This is a genomic window from Humibacter ginsengiterrae (assembly GCF_054780115.1).
This window is the reverse complement of the sequence record NZ_BAAGWY010000001.1, coordinates 188,307-211,847: the sequence shown is the minus strand read 5'-3', so window position 1 is coordinate 211,847 and position 23,541 is coordinate 188,307. Positions and strand designations below refer to the sequence as shown.

General features: G+C 68.1%; 23 protein-coding genes. 19 read left to right on the top strand and 4 right to left on the bottom strand.

All coding sequences use genetic code 11. The features are described from left to right. Nucleotides 1-36: 36 nt before the first annotated feature. From ACYVII_RS01065 to holA, 3 genes are all read left to right on the top strand, one after another. Complete coding sequence (locus ACYVII_RS01065) at nt 37-708, top strand: helix-hairpin-helix domain-containing protein (RefSeq protein ID WP_460529643.1); 672 nt, start codon at nt 37-39, stop codon at nt 706-708. A 16-nt stretch (nt 709-724) separates the two neighbouring features. Next, nucleotides 725-3,106 carry a ComEC/Rec2 family competence protein gene (locus tag ACYVII_RS01060; protein WP_460529640.1) on the top strand — a complete coding sequence of 794 codons (2,382 nt, stop codon included), beginning with the start codon at nt 725-727 and terminating at the stop codon, nt 3,104-3,106. A gap of 200 nt (nt 3,107-3,306) precedes the next feature. Beyond that, complete coding sequence (holA, locus tag ACYVII_RS01055) at nt 3,307-4,284, top strand: DNA polymerase III subunit delta (RefSeq protein WP_460530508.1); 978 nt, start codon at nt 3,307-3,309, stop codon at nt 4,282-4,284. 129 nt (nt 4,285-4,413) lie between these two features. On the opposite strand, the gene rpsT is transcribed toward holA, so the two are convergent. After that, entirely contained in the window at nt 4,414-4,674 is a 261-nt protein-coding gene (gene rpsT, locus ACYVII_RS01050) for a 30S ribosomal protein S20 (protein ID WP_460529637.1), read from the bottom strand. A 176-nt stretch (nt 4,675-4,850) separates the two neighbouring features. Here rpsT and ACYVII_RS01045 point away from each other — a divergent pair, with 176 nt between their 5' ends. Both ACYVII_RS01045 and lepA read left to right on the top strand, forming a co-directional pair. After that, nucleotides 4,851-6,074, top strand: a complete 1,224-nt coding sequence (locus tag ACYVII_RS01045; protein ID WP_460529635.1) for an amidohydrolase — start codon at nt 4,851-4,853, stop codon at nt 6,072-6,074. A gap of 112 nt (nt 6,075-6,186) precedes the next feature. Continuing rightward, nucleotides 6,187-8,040, top strand: coding sequence for an elongation factor 4 (gene lepA, locus ACYVII_RS01040; protein ID WP_460529632.1), 1,854 nt, complete (start codon nt 6,187-6,189; stop codon nt 8,038-8,040). A 46-nt stretch (nt 8,041-8,086) separates the two neighbouring features. Here lepA and ACYVII_RS01035 read toward each other — a convergent pair whose 3' ends face one another. Beyond that, nucleotides 8,087-8,779 (bottom strand): hypothetical protein, encoded by a 693-nt coding sequence (locus ACYVII_RS01035; protein ID WP_460529629.1) that lies wholly within the window; start codon nt 8,777-8,779, stop codon nt 8,087-8,089. A 122-nt stretch (nt 8,780-8,901) separates the two neighbouring features. Between ACYVII_RS01035 and ACYVII_RS01030 the strand changes: the two genes are divergently transcribed. The 4 genes from ACYVII_RS01030 to hemW are packed head-to-tail and all read left to right on the top strand — an operon-like array spanning nt 8,902 to nt 12,837. Next, nucleotides 8,902-10,110, top strand: coding sequence for a sensor histidine kinase (locus tag ACYVII_RS01030; RefSeq protein ID WP_460529626.1), 1,209 nt, complete (start codon nt 8,902-8,904; stop codon nt 10,108-10,110). After that, the gene (locus ACYVII_RS01025; protein WP_460529623.1) at nt 10,107-10,790 is read left to right on the top strand and encodes a transcriptional regulator; all 684 of its coding nucleotides are present in this window, start codon (nt 10,107-10,109) and stop codon (nt 10,788-10,790) included. Before ACYVII_RS01030 ends, ACYVII_RS01025 begins: the two co-directional genes overlap by 4 nt. A gap of 12 nt (nt 10,791-10,802) precedes the next feature. After that, nucleotides 10,803-11,636, top strand: coding sequence for a DUF1990 family protein (locus ACYVII_RS01020; RefSeq protein ID WP_460529620.1), 834 nt, complete (start codon nt 10,803-10,805; stop codon nt 11,634-11,636). Further along, nucleotides 11,611-12,837 carry a coproporphyrinogen-III oxidase family protein gene (hemW, locus tag ACYVII_RS01015; RefSeq protein ID WP_460529617.1) on the top strand — a complete coding sequence of 409 codons (1,227 nt, stop codon included), beginning with the start codon at nt 11,611-11,613 and terminating at the stop codon, nt 12,835-12,837. The genes ACYVII_RS01020 and hemW overlap by 26 nt, the downstream gene beginning before the upstream one ends. Here hemW and ACYVII_RS01010 read toward each other — a convergent pair. Together ACYVII_RS01010 and ACYVII_RS01005 are read right to left on the bottom strand one after the other, a co-directional pair. Then, nucleotides 12,830-13,237, bottom strand: coding sequence for a DUF4870 domain-containing protein (locus ACYVII_RS01010; protein ID WP_460529614.1), 408 nt, complete (start codon nt 13,235-13,237; stop codon nt 12,830-12,832). The genes hemW and ACYVII_RS01010 overlap by 8 nt on opposite strands. Nucleotides 13,238-13,287: 50 nt before the next feature. Continuing rightward, nucleotides 13,288-13,908, bottom strand: a complete 621-nt coding sequence (locus tag ACYVII_RS01005; protein ID WP_460529611.1) for a DUF4870 domain-containing protein — start codon at nt 13,906-13,908, stop codon at nt 13,288-13,290. 337 nt (nt 13,909-14,245) lie between these two features. On the opposite strand from ACYVII_RS01005, the gene hrcA reads away from it, so the two are divergent. The 10 genes from hrcA to ACYVII_RS00955 all read left to right on the top strand — a co-directional run bounded on the left by hrcA (nt 14,246) and on the right by ACYVII_RS00955 (nt 23,535). Further along, nucleotides 14,246-15,292 (top strand): heat-inducible transcriptional repressor HrcA, encoded by a 1,047-nt coding sequence (hrcA, locus tag ACYVII_RS01000; RefSeq protein ID WP_460529608.1) that lies wholly within the window; start codon nt 14,246-14,248, stop codon nt 15,290-15,292. 58 nt (nt 15,293-15,350) lie between these two features. Continuing rightward, nucleotides 15,351-16,451: a molecular chaperone DnaJ gene (dnaJ, locus tag ACYVII_RS00995; RefSeq protein WP_460529605.1), complete on the top strand. Its 1,101-nt coding sequence runs from the start codon at nt 15,351-15,353 to the stop codon at nt 16,449-16,451. 6 nt (nt 16,452-16,457) lie between these two features. After that, nucleotides 16,458-17,195 (top strand): RsmE family RNA methyltransferase, encoded by a 738-nt coding sequence (locus tag ACYVII_RS00990; protein ID WP_460529602.1) that lies wholly within the window; start codon nt 16,458-16,460, stop codon nt 17,193-17,195. Nucleotides 17,196-17,288: 93 nt separating this feature from the next. Further along, on the top strand, nt 17,289-17,645 hold the full coding sequence (locus tag ACYVII_RS00985; protein ID WP_460529599.1) for a histidine triad nucleotide-binding protein: 357 nt from the start codon (nt 17,289-17,291) through the stop codon (nt 17,643-17,645). 70 nt (nt 17,646-17,715) lie between these two features. Beyond that, a complete protein-coding gene (locus ACYVII_RS00980; RefSeq protein ID WP_460530505.1) occupies nt 17,716-18,723 on the top strand; it encodes a PhoH family protein in 1,008 nt (335 codons plus the stop codon). 54 nt (nt 18,724-18,777) lie between these two features. Then, nucleotides 18,778-19,239, top strand: coding sequence for an rRNA maturation RNase YbeY (gene ybeY / locus ACYVII_RS00975; RefSeq protein ID WP_440294829.1), 462 nt, complete (start codon nt 18,778-18,780; stop codon nt 19,237-19,239). Between the two features lie 11 nt (nt 19,240-19,250). Continuing rightward, on the top strand, nt 19,251-20,633 hold the full coding sequence (locus tag ACYVII_RS00970; RefSeq protein WP_460530503.1) for a hemolysin family protein: 1,383 nt from the start codon (nt 19,251-19,253) through the stop codon (nt 20,631-20,633). After that, on the top strand, nt 20,630-21,571 hold the full coding sequence (gene era, locus ACYVII_RS00965; RefSeq protein WP_460529595.1) for a GTPase Era: 942 nt from the start codon (nt 20,630-20,632) through the stop codon (nt 21,569-21,571). The genes ACYVII_RS00970 and era overlap by 4 nt, the downstream gene beginning before the upstream one ends. Nucleotides 21,572-21,673: 102 nt before the next feature. Next, nucleotides 21,674-22,882, top strand: a complete 1,209-nt coding sequence (locus tag ACYVII_RS00960) for a sensor histidine kinase (RefSeq protein WP_460529592.1) — start codon at nt 21,674-21,676, stop codon at nt 22,880-22,882. Then, on the top strand, nt 22,879-23,535 hold the full coding sequence (locus tag ACYVII_RS00955) for a transcriptional regulator (RefSeq protein WP_460529589.1): 657 nt from the start codon (nt 22,879-22,881) through the stop codon (nt 23,533-23,535). The genes ACYVII_RS00960 and ACYVII_RS00955 overlap by 4 nt, the downstream gene beginning before the upstream one ends. Nucleotides 23,536-23,541 lie beyond the last annotated feature (6 nt).

Here is a 23,541-nt window from a genome sequence, read left to right as displayed (position 1 = left end):
CGCAGAGCTCGTCGGCGCCGTCATAGCGTCGCGGGAGTGGATGCCGACGACCCCTTCGACCAGCTGAATCAGCGTTCGCGTGCCGTTCCCCGTTCCGTCAAGGTGCGGATCGGGGTCGGCGCCGCCGCCGTGCTGCTGATCGCGGCCTTTGCCACAGCCGTGCTGGTCGGAATGCTCTCGCCGCACGGGGAATCCGGGCACGTTCCGGCGGTGAGCGTGACGGCAGGCGACTCGGGCACGAGCACACCGACTCCCACCCCCGCAGCCGTTCTGTATGTACACGTGCTCGGCGCCGTCGCTCGGCCAGGGCTGTACACGCTGCCGGCCGGCTCGCGGGTGGTCGACGCCGTCGGCGTCGCAGGTGGGATGACAGCGGACGCCGAGCAGGCAGGCGTGAATCTCGCCCGGCCCCTCACCGACGGCGAGCAACTCGTCGTGCCGCATGTCGGCGACCCTGTGCAACCCGCGCAAGGCGCTGCCGGTCCGGCCGGTACGTCGACGGGCGCCGTGCCCGGCGGCAAGGTCAATCTCAACACGGCGACGGAGGAGCAACTCGAGTCGCTGCCGAGGGTGGGCCCGGCGATGGCGGCGAAGATCCTTGCGTGGCGCACTCAGAACGGGCGCTTCACGTCGATCGAAGACCTGATGAACGTCAGCGGTATCGGTCAGAAGACCTTCGATGGGCTGAAAGACCTGGTGACCGTCTGATGTGCGGGGTCTTCGGATGATCGACCTGAGACTCGCAGTGCCGGCGATGGTGGCGTGGGTGGGCGGCGGTGTCGCGATCGCGCTGCCGAACGGTTGGTGGCTGGCTCTCGCGCTCTGGGCGCTGGCGATCGCCGCCGCGGGGGCGGCGGTGGTGATCCGCATGACGCGTCCTACTCGTCGCGACCGCGCACCCGGCAGAGCATCCGCCATCGCCGCGGCCGTCTGCGTCTCCGCGGCGGCCGCGGCACTGGTCGCGAGCGCGGCTGCCGCCGGGATGCCGTCGCGACATCCGGATGCCGTGGCCCAGCTTGAGCACCACACCATCACCTTCCGCCTGGAGGTCGCCTCTGTCGCGCAGGCTTCGGGGAGCGGCGGCGGGTTCGGCCGACCCGGTGCATCGGGCATGCGATTCTCGGCCACCGCGGTGGGTATGACCGCAGGAACGCGGTCGCACGCCGCGAGGATGCCCGTGCTCGTGTTCGCGCCGGCCGGCACGAGGGTGCGCATCGGCGAGACGGTCGCGGTGAGCGGAACGATGAAGGTTCTGCCGACGTCATCGGAGACAGCGGCGTTCGTCTATGCCTCCTCTCGGCCCCGGTCGCTGGCGCCGCCTTCGCCGATACTCGCTGCCGCAGACTCCGTGCGTTCGGCGTTCTCGGCGCAGGCACGCGGCCTACCGGGAGACGGAGGAAAGCTCCTGCCCGGGCTCGCCATCGGAGACGTGCACGAGCTGCCGTCGTCCCTCTCGGACGACATGAAGCAGGCGAGCCTGACACATCTCACCGCGGTGTCGGGCGCGAACTGCGCGGTGGTCGTCTCCCTGGTCGGAGCGGCTGCGGCCGCGCTCGGTTTCGGCAGGGGCGGCAGGACCATCGCGTCGCTCACCGCACTGGCCGGCTTCGTGGTGCTGGTCACGCCGCAGCCGAGCGTGCTACGGGCGGCGGTGATGGCGGCGGTGATCGTGTTCGGCGGCTGGGCCGGCAGACCCGGACGCGCCGTGCCAGCGCTGGCGCTGGCCGTCGTGGCATTGCTCGCGGTCGACCCGTGGCTGGCGGTCAGCTATGGTTTCGCGCTCTCCGTTCTGGCCACAGGTGCGCTTCTGCTGCTCGCACCACCGCTGGCAGAGCGGCTGGCCCGGTGGATGCCGTCCCGCCTGGCAGCGTTGCTCGCGGTGCCGATCGCGGCGCAGGTCGTGTGCCAGCCCGTGCTGCTGATGCTGAATCCGACGGTGCCGTTGTACGGCGTGCTCGCGAACCTTGTGGCGGAGCCAGCCGCACCGGTGGCGACGGTATTGGGGCTGGCATCCTGTGTCGTCATTCCGCTCTGGGCTCCGGCCGGCGCGCTGCTGGCGCATCTCGCCTGGGTGCCATCGGCATGGATCGCCGCCGTGGCCAGGGTGAGCGCGGCGCTGCCCTCCAGCGGAATCGGCTGGGCCGACGGGGCCCTGGGCGTCGTTCTCATGGCGGTGCTGACCGTTGCGATCATGCTGGTCGTCGCGCGCCCGGTGCACCGCATCGCTCGGGTGGCGCGGATCGCGGCGCTATCCGCCGCGGCGGCCATCTCCGTCTGCTCGCTCGCCGGCGTGGCGGGAGCGCAGATCGCCGAGGCGATCGACCGGCCCGCCCGGTGGTCGATCGCTGCGTGCGACATCGGCCAGGGCGACGCGGTGCTGGTCAGCAGCAATGGGACGCGCGCTCTGGTCGACACCGGACCGGATCCCGCACGGCTCACTGCCTGCTTGAACGAACTCGGTGTATCGCGGATCGACCTGCTCGTGCTGACCCACTACGACCTGGACCATGTCGGTGGCACGCAGGCTGTCATCGGCAAGGTGGGTGTCGCGATGATCGGCCCGCCGTCGGACGCGCGCGGCCGTCGCATGGAGGAGCAGCTGAAGCGCGGTGGAGCGACGGTGCACGTCGCGCACACGGGCGACCACGGCAGGCTCGGCGATGTGTCGTGGCGAGTGCTGTGGCCCGATGTGGAGTCGCACGGCATGGAACCGGGCAACGAGCAGAGCGTCACCGTGTTGTTCAGCGGTGACGGCATCCGCTCGCTGTTCCTCGGTGACCTCGACGAACGCGCGCAGGATGCCCTCCTGAAGACGGGCCGTGTTCCTCGCGTCGATGTCGTCAAGGTCGCGCACCACGGATCGCGAGACCAGGCGGAGCCGCTGTACCGCCACATCCGCGCGGCCGTCGCACTCATCTCGTGCGGCACCGGGAACGACTACGGCCACCCCACAGCGACGGCGCTGGGCATCCTGCGTCGTGCGGGCAGCAGGGTGATGCGCACCGACGTCGAAGGGATGCTCATGGTCTCGGCAGAAAGCGCGGGTGGCCTCCGTACGTGGACGCAGCGGCACGCGATGCCCGCGGAACTTGCCCGGCCGGGATGATGTGCCAGCCGTGTCGGTCGCGCCGAATAGGCTTGACCAGCAGCGCGAGCACGTCGAACGGAGTAAAGAGAGTGGCGGCGAGAACAGAGGGAGCGGGATCCCGGTCGAGTGGATCGCGTTCGTCGTCGACACGATCGCCCTCGGCGCGCCGCGGTTCCGCACGCGCATCCTCGGGACGCTCCGCGAGCGCGAAGACGGTCATTCCTCAACTGGCATGGCACCAGGTGCGGCAGGCGCCCGTCGTGCTCGTCAGCGGTACCGAGACCGTGCTCGCCGACCGCGCGATCCGCGTCCTGCGGGACTCGCTGCGCGAGGCAGATCCCAGCCTCGAGGTCACCGACATCGTCGCAGCGGACTACGCGGCCGGGGAGCTCGCATCAGTGGCGAGTCCGTCACTCTTCGGCGAGCCGCGACTGATCAGGGTGACCGGCGCAGAGCGTGCGAACGACGCATTCGTCGACGATCTCGTGGCGTACCTGCAGGCGCCGGCGGACGACACCACGGTGCTGGTCCGCCACGGCGGTGGACAACGCGGCAAGCGATTCCTCGACGCGATCCGCTCGGGTGCAGGCGGCGGAGTCGAGGTTGTCTGTGCAGAGCTGAAACGGGATGCCGACAAGTACGACTTCGCGCAGGCCGAGTTCCGCATGGCGGGCAAGCGAGTCACTCCCGGTGCCCTTCGTGCCGTGACGAGCGCGTTCTCGGATGACCTCGCCGAGCTGGCAGCCGCCTGCCAGCAGCTCATCTCGGATGCCGGCGATGAGGTCACCGAGTCAACTGTGGACCGTTACTACGGCGGCCGGGTCGAGACCAATGCCTTCAGAGTGGCAGACGCCGCCCTCGCCGGCCGCTACGGCGAGGCGCTGATCACGCTGCGGCACGCGCTGGCATCCGGTGCAGATCCGGTGCCTATGGTGGCGGCGTTCGCCAGCAAGCTGCGCACGATGGCGAAGCTGTACGGCGCGCGCGGCAGCTCCGCGGGGCTAGCCTCGCAGTTCGGGCTCGCCCCATGGCAGGTGGATCGCGCCCGCCGCGACCTGCAGGGGTGGACCGAAGAGGGCCTTGCGCGCAGCATCGAGGAGGTCGCCGACGCCGACGCGAACGTCAAAGGCGCCGGGCGTGACCCGGTGTTCGCGCTCGAACGCATGATCGGCGTGCTCAGCGCCCGTGGCAGGTGATGGGCCCGTGGCAGGTGATGGGCCCGTGGCAGGCTATGGGCCCGTGGCAGGCGATGGGCGAAGCGGCAAATGACAAGAACCCCGTCCGGAGACGGGGTTCTTTCAACGCTCAGTGAACGAGTCTGCTGCTCAGAGCGAGGCGACCTGCTTGGCGATGGCCGACTTGCGGTTGGCGGCCTGGTTCTTGTGGATCACGCCCTTGCTGACAGCCTTGTCGAGCTTCTTGCTGGCGTGAGCCAGCGCCGCGGTGGCCTTCTGCTTGTCGCCGGCGGCGACGGCCTCGCGAGTGGAGCGCACAGCAGTCTTGAGCTCGCTCTTCACAGCCTTGTTGCGCTCGCGAGCCTTCTCGTTGGTCTTGATGCGCTTCAGCTGCGACTTGATGTTTGCCACGAGTGGATACGTCCTTCTTTCGAAATGCTTCAGATGGGATGTGTCACGAGACGAGAGAGGGCGTCGCGTGACTTTTCGTGCGGCCAGAACCACACGCAAGCCAGCAGACCACGATACCAGACACCGCCTGCCGCACACGAATCACAGCGGGCCACCCTGAATCCTAGGGTGGAGGGATGAGCGCACAAGCAGCATCCATCGCCATCGTAGGAGCCCACGTCGTTCCGGTCGCCTCCGAGCCGATCGAGAACGGCACCGTCGTCGTGGAGAACGGCATCATCACCGCCGTCGGCCGTGACATCGCTCCTCCGGAGGGCGTTCGGGTCGTGGATGCGGCCGGCCGCTGGCTGCTGCCGGGCTTCATCGAGGCGCACGGTCACGTGGGCATCCACGAGGAGGCCAACGGCAGCGCGGGCAACGACACGAACGAGATGACCGACCCGAACACGGCCGGTGTGCGCGCCATCGATGCGATCGACATCGACGACGAGGGCTTCCGTGACGCGCTGAGCGGCGGCATCACCTCGGTCGTGGTGAAGCCGGGAAGCGGCAATGTCATCGGCGGCCAGACGGTGGCCATCAAGACCTGGGGCGGACGCACCATCGACGAGCAGGTCATCAAGGAGGCCGTGAGCGTCAAGTCCGCACTCGGAGAGAACCCCAAGCGCGTGTACGGCGAGAAGAAGCAGACGCCGAGCACGCGCCTCGGTGTCGCATACGTGCTGCGGCAGGCGTTCGTGGACGCGCAGAACTACGCGGCCTCGCGGGATGCGGCAGCGGCGAAGGGCGAGCCGTTCGCCCGCGATCTCGCCAAGGAGACGCTCACACGCGTGCTCGACGGGGAGCTCGCCTGGGACCAGCATGTGCATCGCCATGACGACATCGCCACAGCGCTCCGTCTGGCCGACGAGTTCGGATACCGGCTCGTGATCAATCACGGCACCGAGGGTGCGAAGCTCGCCGATGTGCTGGCCGAGCGGGACATCCCGGTCATCTACGGGCCGATGTTCACGTCACGCTCGAAGGTGGAGTTGCGCGACCGTGCGATCGCGAACCTCGGCAAGCTGGCGTCGGTCGGCGTGCGCGTCGCGATCACCACCGACCACCCCGTCGTTCCGATCAACTTCCTCGTGCATCAGGCCTCGCTGGCGGTGAAGGAGGGCCTCGACCCGGTCGTCGCGATCGAGGCGCTCACCGTGAACCCGGCGTCGTTCCTGGGCCTCGACGACCGGGTCGGCGCCATCCGCACCGGGCTCGACGGCGATCTGGTGCTGTGGTCGGGCGATCCGCTCGAGGTGATGAGCCGCGCCGAGCAGGTGTTCATCTCGGGCCGCGAGGTGTACAGCTGGCGCGACGGTCGCGGCGTGGTCGTGGAGCGAGCGGAGCGCTTCGCCGGATAGGCGGACCGGCATGGTGCTGACGGCACGCTGCTCGAAGCCGGTACGCCGTCGTGCCGAACGCCCGGGACTGGCGCCATGAGCACGGGCGTGCTCATGGGAGAATTGCCGAACGATGTCCCCACGTGCCACCAAGGCTCTCGAGCCCGCCGCGACCGACCCCGCGCGCATCCGCAATTTCTGCATCATCGCGCACATCGACCACGGCAAGTCCACGCTCGCCGACCGCATGCTGCAGCTGACCGGTGTGGTCGAGGAAAGGGCGATGCGTGCTCAATACCTCGACCGCATGGACATCGAGCGCGAACGCGGCATCACGATCAAGAGCCAGGCGGTGCGGATGCCGTGGCAGTACGGCGGCGATACGTACGCGCTCAACATGATCGACACTCCCGGTCACGTCGACTTCACCTACGAGGTCTCGCGATCGCTGGCGGCGTGCGAGGGCGCGATCCTGCTGGTGGATGCCGCGCAGGGCATCGAGGCGCAGACGCTCGCGAACCTCTATCTCGCCCTGGAGAACGACCTGACGATCATCCCGGTGCTGAACAAGATCGATCTGCCCGCCGCCGAGCCTGAGAAGTACGCGCGTGAACTCGCGGACCTGATCGGCGGCAGCCCGGACGACGTGCTCAGGGTGAGCGGGAAGACCGGGGCGGGCGTCGATCTTCTCCTCGACCGCGTGACCGAGCTGGTGCCCGCGCCCACCGGTGTGGCGGATGCCCCGGCACGTGCCATGATCTTCGACTCCGTGTACGACAGCTATCGCGGCGTCGTCACCTACGTGCGCATGGTCGACGGACAGCTCACTCCGCGGGAGCGCATCCAGATGATGTCCACCCGCGCCACGCACGAGCTGCTCGAGATCGGTGTCAGCTCTCCGGAGCCGGTGCCGACGAAGGGCCTCGGTGTCGGCGAAGTGGGCTACCTCATCACGGGCGTGAAAGACGTGCGCCAGTCCCGCGTCGGCGACACCGTGACCAATGCCGGGCGGCCGGCGTCCGAACCGCTCGCCGGCTACACCGACCCGAAGCCCATGGTGTTCTCCGGGCTGTACCCGATCGACGGCAGTGACTACCCCGACCTGCGTGAAGCGCTCGACAAGCTCAAGCTCTCGGATGCCGCGCTCGTCTACGAGCCGGAGACCTCGGTCGCGCTCGGCTTCGGCTTCCGATGCGGATTCCTCGGCCTGCTGCACCTCGAGATCGTCACGGAACGGCTCGAGCGCGAGTTCGGCCTCGACCTCATCACCACCGCTCCTAGCGTGATCTATGACGTTCAGACGGAGGACGGCAAGCAGGTCACGGTCACGAACCCCAGCGAATACCCGACCGGCAAGGTGCGCGCAGTGAGCGAGCCGATGGTGAAGGCGGCCATCCTCACCCCCAAGGACTACGTCGGCACAGTGATGGAGCTGTGCCAGACCCGGCGCGGAACGATGCTGGGCATGGAGTACCTGGGCGAGGACAGGGTGGAGATCCGGTACTCGATGCCTCTCGGCGAGATCGTGTTCGACTTCTTCGATCAGCTGAAGAGCCGTACGCAGGGTTACGCGAGCCTGGACTACGAACCCTCCGGCGAGCAGGAGGCCGACCTCGTGAAGGTCGACATCCTGCTGCAGGGCGAGCAGGTGGATGCCTTCAGCGCGATCGTGCACCGGGACAAGGCCTATGCATACGGCGTGATGATGACCGAGCGGCTGAAGAAGCTCATCCCACGCCAGCAGTTCGAGGTGCCGGTGCAGGCCGCCATCGGCGCGCGGATCATCGCCCGCGAGTCCATCCGTGCCATGCGCAAGGACGTGCTCGCCAAGTGCTACGGCGGTGATATCACCCGCAAGCGCAAGCTCCTCGAGAAGCAGAAGGAGGGCAAGAAGCGCATGAAGATGGTCGGTCGCGTTGAGGTGCCCCAGGAGGCGTTCATCGCCGCACTCTCCGGCGACGTCGAGGGCAAGGACAAGTCGAAGTAGCGCCGGCGGACGACAGCAGCCTGCCTCGGTCCGCCGGCGCGACGGGTCAGCGCGCAGCCACGGACTGCGGCCGGCGAGCGTCGACCGGGTCGCCCAGCCACACGGGCCTCGGGGCCCTCGCCAGTCGGATCCCCACCCAGGTGCTCGCGGCGAGCAGCAGCACGTCCGCGGTCAGCCCGGAGAAGATGGACGGCAGCACGTAGTCCGCGACGATGCCGGCCAGCACGATCACGAGAGGCCAGAAGCTGATCAGGCGGGCTCGCATCAGCCCGATCACGATCAGGCAGACTCCCACTTCGCCGGCCAGCATCAGGATCATCACGATGTTCCCGGTGACCGCATCGGCGTTCAGCGCGGCGCCCGCGGCGAATCCGGCGTCCGCGTCCCGCATCCGGGCGACGACGTAGAGGAAGAGACCGCCCGCAGCGGAGAGAACGAACCCGAGGATGCCAACGATGCAGAGCGCGGCTCCCCAAGTTCCGAGCGCACCGCCTCTGCCGCGGAGTGCGTGCGGAACTCCTGCGTACGACGCCATCGCGATCGTGAAGCCGAGCGCCTCGAGCAGCGACTGCACGAGCAGAAGCCACGGCTGCGCCGCCATCGCGGCGAACTCGGCGCGCATCCCGCCAGCGGCGTCGGGCACGATGAACGCGTTCGACGCCACGAGCAGCACGGGACCGGCGATCAGGCCGGTCACGACGACGGATCGACGTACGCCGTCGGTTGATGTCCAATTCATGATGTCCTCCTGGCGGCGTGTCCGGACACCGCTTACATGTCAGGCTGCTTCGCGGTCGCCGCGCAGACATCCATCACCCAGCCCTGATCGATCGGTCGCGGGACTGATGCCGCATCTGTCGTGTGGCAGACGCGGCAGACGCCGTCCGGCGCTACCGTGATGCCATCGCGAGGCCGGGAAGGTTCGACTGGCGCAACATCGCGATCGATGGCGTACCGCCGGTGCTGCTCCTCGTCGTCGGTCTCCTAGACATCGCAACGGGCCTCAGCCAGCCGACGGGCAGGGCACCGGCCGTGACGGCGGTCATCCCGACCGTTATCGCCTGTGCCGCGCTGACCTTCCGGCGCAAGCAGCCGCTCGCCATCCTGATCGTCATCGTCGCGGTGATCGCGATTCCGCCCTGGGTCTTCCCCGTCGCGCTCACGTACTGGGGCGAGTTCATACCCTGGCTGGTAGCGGTGTACTCGTGCGCTCGGCACGAGCCTGGCATGCTCCGTCCGCTTATCGCGCTCGCGACGGCCGCGGCGACGCTCGCATCCATAGCAGTGCGTTTTCCCGAGATGAGCGACCCGGGAGACGTGCTCTACAACGGCGCCTTCCTCGTCGCGTCGTGGACTCTTGGGCTGTTCGCGCGCAGCTGGGCCGTTCATCGTGACAACGCCCTGCGTGCCGAGATCGAGAGCACCCAGGCAGCGGAACGGGCAAGCGAACAGGAACGCGCACGAATCGCCCGCGAACTCCACGACGTCATCGCCCACACCATCACCGTGATCGTGGTCCAAGCCGGCGGTGGACGGGTGGCCGCAGCGCGCGACCCGGGCGCGGCCGTGACGGCGCTGGCGCAGATCGAGGAACTGGGCAGGGACTCGCTCGGGGAGCTGAGAGCGCTGCTCACGGTCCTCCGAGGCGACACGGACGAGAGGGGCGACCCGCAGCCCACGCTCACCGGGCTCGCGGATCTCTGCAAGCGGATGCGGCGCCTCGGGCTGCCCGTCTCGCTGTTCGTGTCCGAGCGTGCAGAGTCGCTTCCGCTCGGCCTTCAACTCACCGGGTACCGGGTCGTGCAGGAAGGACTGACCAACGTGCTGAAGCACTCGGGGACGGTCGACACCGTCGTCCGGGTTGGCATCGCAGAACCGGCAGACCGCCTCCTGATCACGGTGACCAGCGGACCGGGTACGAAGTCGGATACCGTTCCGGGTGCCGGACGCGGGCTCTCCGGTTTGCGCGAGAGGGTGGAACTCATGGGCGGTGAGCTGACCTCGCACGAGGATGCCGACGGCTCGTTCACGCTGTCGGCGATGCTGCCGTTGCGCGGAGACCCGGTATGAGCGAAGTGTCCGTAGCGCTCGTCGACGACCAGCCCCTGATCCGAGCCGGACTGAGGCTGATCATCGAGTCGCAACCGGACATGCGGATCGCCGGTGAGGCCGGCGACGGAGGAGAGGCGATCGCACTGGCCAGGCGCACCGCACCAGACGTGATGCTGATGGACATCCGTATGCCGGGGGTGGACGGAGTCGACGCCATCGGGGGCGTGCTCAGTGCACACGCGAGCATCCGGATCGTGATGCTGACGACGTTCGACGTCGACCGGTACGTCTACGAGGCCCTCCGCGCGGGCGCCAGTGGTTTCCTGCTGAAAGACGTGACGCCCGAGGCTCTCGTGAACAGCGTGCGAGCCGCGGCGAGCGGCGATGTGCTGCTGGCTCCTTCGCTCACGCGCAGGCTCATCGAGCAGTTCGTGCATCGCCCGCCTCCGCCTGGAGCGGATGACCCACCCCTGAGCACGCTCACCGAGCGCGAACGCGAGGTGCTCGCCGAGATAGCGCACGGACGCACGAATGCGGAGATTGGCGCAAGGCTCCACATGGCGGAAGGCACCGTGAAGACGCACGTGAGCCGGGTGCTGTTCAAGCTCGGACTTCGCGACCGCGTGCAGGCGGTGATCGCCGCGTACGAGTCGGGGCTGGTGGAACCGGGTCAGGGATCGGGCAGCAACCTTGGTTAGACTCTGATGGCCATGCGACGCAGTACCTTCACCGACCAGCCGGTGACCTACGCTGCGGTCGGAGCGACGCTCGCCCACGACCTCACGCAGCATCCCCCGAAGGGCTACCGCCCGACGTCGCGTTCGATCAGGCTCGGCAGCGGCGACGAGCGTTTCACCACGTCGGCGCGAGCGCTCATGACGTGGGGCGTGCAGCGCGGGAGCGGCGTCGAGGTGACCCACGTGGATCCCGGAAGCGGCGAGGAGTACGCCGGCGTGCGCTACGCGGCCGACGGCACCCCCGAGCGACTCGAGCCGCACCACGGTACCGAGGCGGTCTTCGACGAGGACGGGCATCCGTACATAGCCAACGGCATGACAGCGGTGCTGCGCGTTCCGTTCGGTCCGTTCCATGTGAACGCCCCCGTGCGCGTCGTGTATGTGATCGAGGAGGAGCACCGCGTCGGCTTCGGCTACGGAACGATGAACGGGCATCCGCTCTCCGGCGAGGAGTCGTTCGTGCTCGAGCAGCGCGAAGACGACTCGGTGTGGCTCACGATGCGGTCGTTCTCCCGGGCCGCCGGTGGCGTGCGCAAGATGATCGCCCCGGTGTCGTTCGCCTCGCAGCGCCGGCTGGGCAAGCGCTACCTGCGTGCTTTGCACCCGGTCACCGGGAGCCCTGGCGTCGCGCAGACCCCCGGGGTCGGCGACGACGACGCACAGCGGAACGCGCCGACCGCGCTCACGGTGACGCACGTCACGGTGCATGACGAACCGCAGCTTCCGGCAGCGGCCGATGTGGCTGCCGGCGAGACGGACGACGACTCCGATGGGGTCGAGGGTGCCGAGCACACTCCCGATCGCTGATCCCGCTCCTGCCGACGGGCTGCTGCCGGCGAGCGCAGCCGATGGCGCGACCGCGCGCGACCTCGGCGTGTATCTGCACGTGCCGTTCTGCCGCGTGCGCTGCGGATATTGCGACTTCAACACCTACACGGCAACGGAACTGCGCGGTGCACGCCAGGCGGACTACGCGGAGCAGGCGGCCATGGAGGTGCGATTCGCGGCCGGTGTTCTGGAACGTACCGGCGTTGCGGCTCGTCCCGCCGCCACGGTGTTCTTCGGCGGCGGCACGCCGACTCTGCTCCCGTCCAGCGATCTGAACTCGATGCTGAGCGCGGTCCGAGACACGATCGGCCTCGCCGCAGGGGCCGAGGTGACGACGGAGGCGAATCCCGACAGCGTGGACGCTCGGTACCTCGCGGAGCTCTCCGCCGCCGGATTCACCCGGGTCTCGTTCGGCATGCAGTCGGCCGTTGCGCACGTGCTGCGCACGCTCGAGCGCACGCACGATCCGGAACGCGTGCCGCAAGTGGTGCGCTGGGCGAAGGATGCCGGCCTGCAGGTGAGCCTCGACCTCATCTACGGCACCCCGGGGGAATCCCTCGCCGACTGGTCGGCGTCGGTCGACGCCGCGCTGGAGTGCAAGCCCGATCACCTCTCCGCCTACGCGCTCATCGTCGAGGATGGCACGAAGCTGGCGCGGCAGATCCGTCGAGGAGACCTTCCGGGGCCCGACGACGACCTGCAGGCGGACATGTACGAACTCGCCGACGATCGGCTGCAGTCCGCCGGATTCCAATGGTACGAGGTGAGCAACTGGGCCACGGATGCCGCACACCGCTCCCGGCACAACCTCGGCTACTGGCTGGGGCACGACTGGTGGGGAGTCGGTCCAGGTGCACACAGTCACGTCGGCGGCGTGCGCTGGTGGAACGTTAAGCATCCTGCCGCCTACGCGCAACGTGTGCTCTCCGGCGACTCGCCCGCGGCAGGGCGGGAAACTCTGGATGCCGCGACGCGGGCATTCGAGGACGTGTTGCTGCGGGTGCGCATCCGCGACGGACTGCCGACGAAAGCGCTCGGCGCGACAGGACGCGCCGCGGTCGCCGGCCTCATCGCGGACGGTCTCGTGAATGCGAAAGCCGCCCTGTACGGATCGGTGGAACTGACCCGCACAGGACGGCTTCTGGCGGACGCCGTCGTGCGACGGCTGACTGCTACTTGATGAACTGGATGGTGATCGGGTACCGGTAGTTCTCCCCGTGGTTGGCCTTGACCGCCGCGATGATGCTGAACACGATGTTGACGATCCAGACCGCGAGAAGGATCAGGAATCCGATCAGGATGAACGCCGTGATCCAGCCGATGATGACACCGATCAGCATCGTCAGCTGGAAGTTGAGGGCGTTCTTCGTGTTCTCGCGCACGAAGGGCCCCCGGTCCTTCAGTACGAGGAACCCGATCAGCGCGGGCAGGAAGGCGAGGCTCGCGTAGCTGAGGAATGAGATGATCGCGCCACCCAGGTGGATGAGCATCGACCACAGCTTCTCGTCGGCGGGCTGCATCTGGCGCGCCTGGCTCTGCGGATACGGATTCTGCGGGGGAGGGGGTGGGACGTTGCTCATGAGCTCTCCTTCGTAGGTGATGAATGCCGTCCGCGTGTTGCGACGGTCGGCTACTTGATGAATCGCACCGCGAACGGGTAGCGGTAGCTGCCTCCCGCGTTGACGCGCACGCCGCCGATGATCGAGAAGACCACGTCGATCACCACGAGCGCCCACCCGACCAGGGCGAGGATCAGCCCCAGCACGAACCAGCCGCCGCCGAGCACGAGGGGAACGAACAGGGCCGCGTAGATGATGGCGGCGACGATCGCCCAGACGATCATGGCTCCCACCATGGTGATCTGGAAGTTCAGCGCCTCCTTCGCCTCATTGCGCACCCGCTCTCCGCGCTTCCCGAATGCCAGATAGAACACCAGCGACGGGACGATCGCCAGGATGGCGAGCCACCCGATGAAGAAGGCGAGGAAGGCGATCGCGCCGCCGAAGTGCGACCACGCGGCGTAGGACTTGTCCTGCTCGGGCGTCAGGGGCCCGGCCGGAGTCGCGTACTGCGGCTGCTGCGCGTACTGCGGCGGCTGCTGCTGCCCGGGCGGTTGCTGGCCGTATTGCTGTTGCCCGTACTGCGGAGGCTGCTGCCCGTATTGAGGGGTCTGCTGCCCGTATTGAGGGGGCGGCGGCGCCGGGGGTGCGTTTTCACCGGCCGGCTGTTGAGGGAGATTCGGATCGCTCATGACGGTGCGCCTTTCGACGGCATGCAAGATGCGTATCTCGCCCTTTGCGAGATAGCGCTAAAAGTACTGCTCGCCATGCTCGACTGCAATGATTCCGCGCCGTAGTGAGCGGACTGGCCCCTACCACCGGTGGCCGAAGAGGAGCAGTTTCACGGTGGGCATCGTGGGTCGTTAGCCTGAAACTCCTTTCACCTGTTCGGAACGCAGCGGGTGGATGCTGTGCCGCACCGTGGACGGAGACGCCCTCGTCGTGCGCCCGGGATATGATTGGCACTCGACCGCAACGAGTGCCAATCGCGTGCGGGCCGGAGTCGATGACCGGAAGGGAGCTGGCGCCATGGTGACAGAACGCAGCCTCGAGGTCCTCCGGGTCATCGTGCAGGACTACGTGGCATCCCGAGAGCCGGTCGGCTCGAAGAGCATCGTGGAGCGGCACGGATTCGACGTCTCCGCTGCGACCATCCGCAATGACATGGCGGCCCTCGAGGAGGAGGAGCTCATCGCGGCCCCGCACACCTCCTCAGGGCGTGTGCCCACCGACAAGGGATACCGGCTGTTCGTCGACAGGATGTCCGAACTGCGCCCGCTCTCCAGCGCTCAGCGCCAGGCGATCGAGGTGTTCCTCGGCCAGTCCGTCGACGTGGACGACGTTCTGGCGCGCACGGTGCGCCTCCTCGCGCAGCTGACCCACCAGGTCGCTCTCGTGCAGTACCCGTCGGTGTCACGTGCCAGAGTGCGCCACATCGAGTTCGTGCCGCTCGCCCCGCGCCGCGTGCTGTGCGTGCTGATCGCCGACTCGGGCGTCGTGGAGCAGGGCGTCGCCGAACCGGATGGCGATCTGGGAGAGGATGCCCTCGCCGAGGTGCGCGCACAGGTGAACGCCCAGAGCGCGGGGCTGCGACTGGCGGATGCGGCAGTCGTGCTCCGTCGCCTTCCTTCCACTCTTCCGGCCGAGCGGTGGACCGCGCAGGCGCGGGAGACCGTCGCCTCGTTGTGCCAGGTGATCGTCGAACAGATCGAGGCGACCCGTCAGGAGCGCCTCATCATGGCGGGAGCCGCGAACCTCGTGCGCACCGAGAACGACTTCACCGGCAGCGTGACGCCCGTGCTGGAGGCTATCGAGGAGCAGGTGGAGCTGCTGAAGCTGTTCGGCGAGATGGCCCGCGAGCTGGACAGAGAGCAGTACGGCGTCTCGGTACGGATCGGACGCGAGAACGCGGTCTCGCCGTTCTCCGAGGCATCCGTCGTGGCCAGCGGCTATGCGGGTTCGGGCATCGACGCTGCCAGGCTGGGCGTGCTCGGCCCGACCCGAATGGACTACTCCAACAACATGGCCGCCGTGCGTGCGGTGGCCCGCTATCTTTCCCGGCTGCTCGGCGAGTGACCCTGCCGTGGCGGTGAGAAACGTTCAGTACACGATCAGTTAAGGAAACCCCTCTTCCGTGGCCGACCACTACGAAGTACTCGGCGTCGCCCGCGACGCCAGCCCCGACGAGATCAAGAAGGCATATCGCCGGCTCGCGCGTGAACTGCACCCCGACGTGAACCCGAGCCCCGAGGCCGCAGAGCGGTTCAAGCTCGTCACGCACGCCTACGACGTGCTCAGCGACCCCCAGCAGAGGCAGCAGTACGACCTGGGACCACAACCCGGCTTCGACGGGGGAGGCTTCGGCGGCTTCGGCGACATCTTCGAGACGTTCTTCGGTGGCGCGACGGGCGGCGCTCAGCGCGGCCCGCGCTCGCGCCGGGAACGCGGACAGGATGCCCTGCTGCGGGTCGAGGTGGACCTCGACGAGGTGATCTTCGGAGCTCACCGCGATCTCGAGGTCGATACCGCCGTCGTGTGCGAGACCTGCGGGGGTTCCTGCTGCCAGCCCGGCACCGCGCCCGTCACATGCGACATCTGCCACGGGACGGGGAGCATCCAGCGCACGGTGCGCTCGCTGCTCGGCAACGTCATGACCTCCTCGCCGTGCGGCACCTGCCGCGGATACGGCACGGTCATCGCCACGCCGTGCGTGACCTGCCAGGGACAGGGGCGGGTGCGGGCCAGGCGGACCGTGCCGGTCGACATTCCGGCCGGTGTCGACACCGGACTCCGGCTCCAGATGCCCGGCAGTGGCGAGGCGGGTCCGGCGGGCGGTTCGAACGGCGACCTCTATCTGGAGATCAAGGTGCGCCACCACGACGTGTTCAGCCGCGACGGCGATGACCTGCTGTGCACGCTGACGGTGTCGATGGCGGATGCCGTGCTCGGCACCCACACGAAGGTGAAGGCGCTCGACGGCGACATCGACCTCGAACTCAAGCCGGGTGTGCAGAGCGCGGACGTCATCGTCGTGAAGGGCAGGGGCATCACGCACCTGCGCGGCACGGGACGCGGCGACCTGCGAGTGGGCGTGCAGGTAGTTACCCCGACCAAGCTCGACCGCAAGGAGCGCGACCTCATCGAGCAGTTCGCCAAACATCACAAGACGGAAGAACCGTCGCTCGCGCGGTTCCAGCAGGGACTGTTCGCCAAGCTGCGCGACAGATTCCTCTAGACGCGCATGGCCAACCTCTACTTGCGCGAAGACCTCGACGATGCCGCCACCGGTGCCGAGGTCATGCTCGAGGGCGCGGAGGCCAGGCACATCGTCAGCGTGAGCCGCACCCGGGTGGGCGACGCACTGAAGGTGACGAACGGGCGCGGGCTCGTCGTCGAAGGTGCCGTACTCACGGCCGAGCCGTCGAGGGTGGTCGTGCGCGTGGACGCCGTCTCGCAGATCGACCGCGCACGGCCCCGAACCGTGCTGGTGCAGGCGCTGGCGAAGGGAGACCGGGACGAGCTGGCCGTGCAGGCCGCGGTCGAACTCGGCGTCGACGAGGTGGTGCCGTGGCAGGCGTCCCGGTCCGTGTCGCGCTGGCAGGGTGACAAGGCACGCAAGGGCGTTGAGCGCTGGCGCGCCATCGTGCGCGAAGCCACCAAGCAGTCGATGCGCGCATGGTTGCCCGACGTGGCCGAACCGGTGACGACCGCCCGGTTGGCCGAGCGCGCGTCCACCAGCCGGATGCTCGTGCTCGAGCCGGGCGCGGTGGTGCCGCTCACGGGCATCCGCTTGGCCGCCGGAGATGATCGCGACCTCGTCGTGGTGATCGGCCCGGAGGGCGGCATCGCCCCGGAGGAGTCGCAACGGTTGACGGCCGCGGGCGCGACCTCGGTTCGCCTCGGCGACTCCGTGCTGCGCACGTCGAGCGCAGGGCCGGCGGCGATCGCGGTGCTGAATGCAGCGATCGGACGCTGGTGATCGGCGGCCGGCCGCGATCGACCGACGATCGCGACGCGATGGCCGTGCAGAACCAAGCCCGCCGGCGTGGTCGTTCTTCGTAGAATGAAAGGTATGACTCAGACGGAGCCGAGCATCTTCACGCGCATCATCGAACGGCAGATCCCGGCCGACGTGGTGTACGAGGACGACTCGGTGATCGCGTTCAACGACATCGCTCCGCAGGCGCCCGTGCATGTCATCGTTGTGCCCAAGACGGCCGATTACCGTAACGTTGTCGAGCTGGCCGCAGAAGATCCGGTGCTGCTGGCGCACGTCGTCGAGGTGGCGAAGCAAGTCGCCGATGAGCGCGCCGGCGGCGAGTTCCGTCTCATCTTCAACAACGGCGAATCGGCCGGCCAGACGATCTTCCATGTGCACGCACATGTGCTCGGTGGGGGTCTAGCGGAAGGAACACTTGGCTCGAAGTGATGAGACGTCGGCCGCGGCCGACGTCGCCCGCGACAACGCGGAAGCCCGGCTGCACGTCGACGGCGTCGCCATGGTGCGACTGCTCGGGGCGCAGGATCGCCTGCTGACGACGATCGAGAAGCAGTACCCGCTGGTCAGCGTGCACGTGCGAGGCAACGACATCTCGATCACGGGCGATCCGGCCCAAGTCGAGGCCGCCCGCACGCTCGTGGAGGAGTTGTTGGTCATGGTGCGCGAAGGACAAGACCTCTCACCGGTGGAGGTGACGAGCTCGGCGAGGATCATCGAGAACGGATCGAGCCCAGCCGACGTCTTCGGTCAGGCGATCCTCACGTCTCGCGGCAAGGCCATCCGGCCGAAGACGCTCGGGCAGAAAGAGTACGTCGACGCGATCGACCACAACACGATCGTGTTCGGCATCGGACCTGCCGGCACCGGCAAGACCTATCTGGCGATGGCTAAGGCCGTGCAGGCGCTGCAGCGCAAGGAAGTCGAGCGCATCATCCTCTCCCGGCCGGCGATCGAGGCGGGGGAGCGGCTCGGTTACCTGCCCGGCACGCTGACAGACAAGATCGACCCGTATCTGCGTCCCCTCTACGACGCGCTGAACGAGATGATGGACCCCGAGCTCGTGCCGAAGCTGCTCGCCAGCGGCACCATCGAGATCGCACCGCTCGCCTATATGCGCGGGCGAACCCTGAGCAACTCGTTCATCGTGCTCGACGAGGCGCAGAACACCACGCCAGAGCAGATGAAGATGTTCCTCACGCGACTCGGGTTCGGCTCGAAGATGGTCGTGACCGGCGATATCACGCAGATCGACCTACCCACATCGGCGAGCGGTCTGCGGCTGGTGACGCGCGTGCTCGACGGCATCGAGGACATCCACTTCTCACGGCTGACCAGCGACGACGTCGTACGCCACACGCTCGTCGGACGCATCGTGGATGCGTACACCGAGTACGACGCGCGCAAGCAGGCCGAGCACTACGAGCGTGAGCAGGCAAGGGAGTTCGCGAACCGCGCCGAACGCCGCGGATCGATTCCGCGCGACCACCTGCCGCCCAAGCGTCGCTGACGCCGAGCGCAATCGCACGCAGCAGCCGAAGCCAAGACACGCGAAGAGGACCCCGTGAGCATCGAAGTCAACAACGAATCGGCCGTCGAGGTCGACGAGGCGGCGCTGCAGCGCCTCGCCGCCTACGCGCTCGACATGATGCACGTGTCGACCGAGGCGGAGCTGGCGATCCTTCTCGTCGACGAGGCGGCCATGGAGCAGCTGCACGTGCAGTGGATGGATGAGCCTGGGCCCACGGATGTCTTGAGCTTTCCCATGGACGAGTTGCGGCCGGGCACAGAAGACGAGCCGACGCCGGCGGGGCTGCTCGGCGACGTCGTGCTCTGCCCGCAGGTGGCGGGCGCTCAGGCCGAAGCTGCTGGGCATGGGCTGATGGACGAGCTGAAGCTGCTCACCGCGCACGGCATCCTTCACCTGCTCGGATTCGACCACGCGGAGCCGGATGAGGAGCGCGAGATGTTCGCCATCCAGCGCGACGTGCTCGTGGGGTTCGCGGTCGCCGAACGACGACGATAGGCGCTCACGTGATCGCTCTGTTCTTCGTCATCGCGCTGCTGCTGGTGGCGTTCGGCGGTCTTATGGCGGCCGTCGATGCGGCCATCTCGGTGCAGTCACGTGCAGATGTCGCGGAGCTGGCGCAGACGTCGCGCTTCCGTCGGTCGCTGGAGGCGATCTCCACCGATCCGGGAGCGCACCTGAACGCGGTGAGCTTCTCCCGCATCGTCGCCGAGACGACGGCCGCCGTGCTCGTCACCCTCGCGTTCGCGAGCGTGTTCTCGCAGTGGTGGCTCACACTCATCCTCTCCGCCGCGCTCATGACGGGAGCGTCGTTCGTGCTCGTCGGCACCAGTCCACGCAGCGTCGGTCGCGCGCACGCAAAGGGACTGCTCGTCGCGACGGCTCCGCTCGTGCACGGCATCCGGGTTCTGATCGGCCCGATCGCCCGTGGACTCGTCGAACTCGGCAACCGGGTGACTCCGTCTCGGGCGAGATCGGCGGCGGTCGCCAACGAGGAACAACTGCTCAGCATCGTGGACGAGGCCGCCGACCTCGATGTGCTCGAGGAGGACGACCGCGAGCTCATCCATTCCATCTTCGAGTTCAACGAGACGTTCGTGCGCGAAGTGATGATCCCTCGCACCGACATGGTGACCGTGGATGCCGACGCCACCGTCTCGGCCGCGATGAGCCTGTTCCTCGCGAAGGGCGTGTCGCGCATGCCGGTTGTGGGCGACGACGTCGACGAGGTGTCCGGCATCCTGTACCTGCGCGACCTGGCGCAGGAGGCGTACGAGCGGCCGCTCGACGTGGACGTCGCCACTATCGGCGCTCTCGCCCGCCGGGCGCTGTTCGTGCCGGAGTCGAAGAAGGTGGATGCCCTGCTGCGGCAGATGCAGCTGGAGTCGAACCACCTCGCGATGGTTGTCGACGAATACGGCGGCATCGCCGGCCTCGTCACCCTGGAGGACCTGATCGAGGAGCTGGTCGGCGACATCTCCGACGAGTACGACCACGACGTGCCGCTCGTGGAACCGCTCGGGGAGGACAGGTTCCGGGTCAGCGCACGGCTGCCGGTCGACGAGCTCGGCGACCTGTTCGGCATCGAGCTCGATGACGACGACGTGGATTCGGTCGGCGGGTTGCTGGCCAAGGCGCTGGGGCGCTTGCCGGTAGAAGGCTCGGTGGCCACGATCGGCGGGCTGCGGCTGACGGCGGACCGAGCGGAGGGTCGGAGGCGCCGGATCAGCACGGTGCTGGCGGAACGCGACGCCGCCCTGTTCGGCATCGCCGAGGCATCCGGCGGTGCGATCGAAGCGGTGCCGACACGAGGTCGCTCCGACGACGGGCGTGAGCGAACGGGCCCCGTTCCGGCACAGCCGGCGGGGCGGGCGAGAGGAAACAACGAATGAGCCGCGCGAAGCGCACCCACGAGCCCAAGGACGATCCGGCCGAGCACGACCAGCCGTACCTGGCAGGATTCGTCTCGTTCGTCGGGCGCCCGAACGTGGGCAAGTCGACCCTGATGAACGCGCTCGTGGGCGAGAAGGTGGCCATCACGAGCTCCAAGCCGCAGACGACACGGCGGGCGATCCGCGGGATCGTGAACCGGCCGCACGGTCAGCTCATCGTCGTCGACACCCCGGGCATCCACCGCCCACGCACGCTGCTCGGAGAGCGCCTGAACTCGCTCGTGCAGTCGACGCTCGGCGACGTCGACGCGATCGGGTTCTGCGTGCCCGCCGACGAGAAGGTCGGGCCGGGCGACCGCTTCATCAACGAGCGGCTCGACGACTTCCCGCGCGCCAAGAAGGTCGCGATCGTCACCAAGACGGACGCGGCATCCAAGGCCGCCGTCGCCGACCAGCTGCTTGCCGTGTCGAGCCTGCGCGAGTGGGACACGATCATCCCGCTCTCTGCGGTGCGCAATGACCAGCTCGACATCCTCGTCGAGGAACTGATCCGCCTTCTGCCTGTCTCTCCCCAGCTGTACCCGGATGACACGATCACCGATGAACAGCTGCAGGACCGGATCGCCGAATACATCCGCGAGGCAGTGCTCGAAGACGTGCGAGACGAGCTTCCGCACTCACTCGCGGTGACGATCGACGACATCGTGGAGCGCGACGACAAGCCGCTCACCGAGATCTACGCGAACCTGTTCGTGGAGCGCGACAGCCAGAAGGCCATCGTGATCGGCAAGGGCGGTTCGCGGCTGCGAACCATCGGCGAGACCGCGCGGGCTCAGATCGAACCGCTGGTGGGGGGAAAGGTCTTCCTCTCGCTGCGGGTGAAGGTGGCCAAGGAATGGCAGCGCGACCCGAAGCAGCTCGGCCGTCTCGGATTCTGAAGCGGGTAGCCTCCGTCGATCGGATGCACGCGCATCCGTCTCGAGGATGATTCCGGCCGGGATCGGCATCGGGCGTGCGGTCGCCGCCAGTACCGTTGACGGGTGATTCGATCCATCAGCCGCACACAGCTCATCGTCGACATCGTCGTCGCGAGCGTGCTGCTGCTGTTCGTGATCTGGAGCGCCACAGCCGAGTCGGTCATCGCGGGACCCGTCGTCGCGCTGCTGCTCTGCGGCGCTCTCGCGGTGCGCCGGCTCAGCCCTGCACTGGCGGTGATCGGAGCCTGGGCGGGCGCGCTGCTGCAGATCGCGGTGCTCATGGCCGTCACCCCCGCGGATGCCGCCGTGCTCGGCGTCGCCTACGCGTCGGCATCCTACGGTTCCCGCACCGTGCGGCTCATCGGGCTCGGGTCCTCGATCGCGGGCGGTGCTATCGCCGCGGTGTATCTGTCGCTGTCGTCACGCGACCAGTACTTCAACCCGGTCGGGTCCCCGACGCACACCCTCGTGACGCTGATCGCCCTCGGCATCGGCATGCTCACGTTGTTCGTGCTGAGCTGGACTCTGGGGCTGCTGGCCCGCACGGTGCGCCAGTCGCGGGAAGCGAAAGTGCAGGCGGCCGTCGCCGCTCAGCGTGCCGCGTACGAGTCCGCGATCGAGCAGGAGCGCACACGCATCGCCAGGGACATGCACGACGTCGTCGCTCACTCCCTGGCCGTGGTGATCGCACAAGCCGATGGTGCACGCTACGCGGGGGCGACCAGTCCGGAAGTGCAGTCGGATGCCCTCGGCACGATCTCGGCGACCGCGCGGTCCGCGCTCACCGAGGTGCGTCTGCTGCTCACGCAATTGCGGCAGGAAGTGCCCGACGGCCCGCAGCCCTCGCTCGACGACCTGCCTGCGCTGATCGCCGGCATGCGGGGTGCGGGGCTGAGGATCGCCGAGTCCACGAGCGGCACGCCCGTTCCGTTGCTGCAAGGGACCGGGCTCGCCGCGTACCGCATCCTGCAGGAGGCGCTGACGAATGCGCTTCGCCATGGCGACACCGCGCGAGCGGTGAGCGTCGAGCTGCTCTGGGAGCCGCAAGCCCTGCATCTGCGCGTGCGCAATGCTGTGGTGAGCGTTCCCGCCGGAACAGCCCCCGTCGACGCCGTACGATCGGCGGGGCACGGCCTTCCCGGCATGCGCGAGCGAGCAGCACTGGCGGGTGGCACGGTGTCCGCTGGACCCGCGCCCGACACGGCAGGGATGTACGAAGTGTTCGCGATGCTGCCGACCCCGGTGGCACCCCGAGGAGAGGCTGCAGAGTGACCGATCGCATCCGAGTGGCACTCGTCGACGACCAGGCGCTGTTCCGGGCCGGCGTGCGCATGCTCATCCAGTCGCAAGCAGACCTCGAGTTCGCCGGAGAAGCCGCGAACGGACGAGAGGCGGTCGAGCTGGCGACGCGTGAGCGACCCGACGTCATCCTGATGGACGTGCGGATGCCGGAGCTCGACGGCGTCGCCGCCACAGCGCAGATCGTCGCCCGCAACACCGGCGCGACGCCGCGTGTGCTCGTGCTCACGACCTTCGACGTCGACGAGAGTGCGGCGAGGGCCATTCAGGCCGGCGCGAGCGGATTCGTGCTGAAGGATGCCGACCCCGAGTTTTTGCTCGCCGCCATCCGCACCGTGCATGCCGGCAACGCCGTCATCGCGGCGTCAGCCACCCGCAGGCTGCTCGAGCAGTTCACGACGCGCGTTCAGAAGCGGGTTCCCGCCGAGCTGCAGACGCTGACCACTCGGGAACGGCAGATCTTCGATCTCGCCGCGCGGGCTCTGAGCAACGGCGAGATCGCCGAGCGCGAGTACCTCTCCGAGGCGACCGTGAAGACGCACATCTCGCGCGTGCTGACCAAGCTCGGGCTGCGCGATCGCGTGCAGCTGGTCGCGTACGCCTACGAGAACGGCCTCGTGGAGTAGACCGAC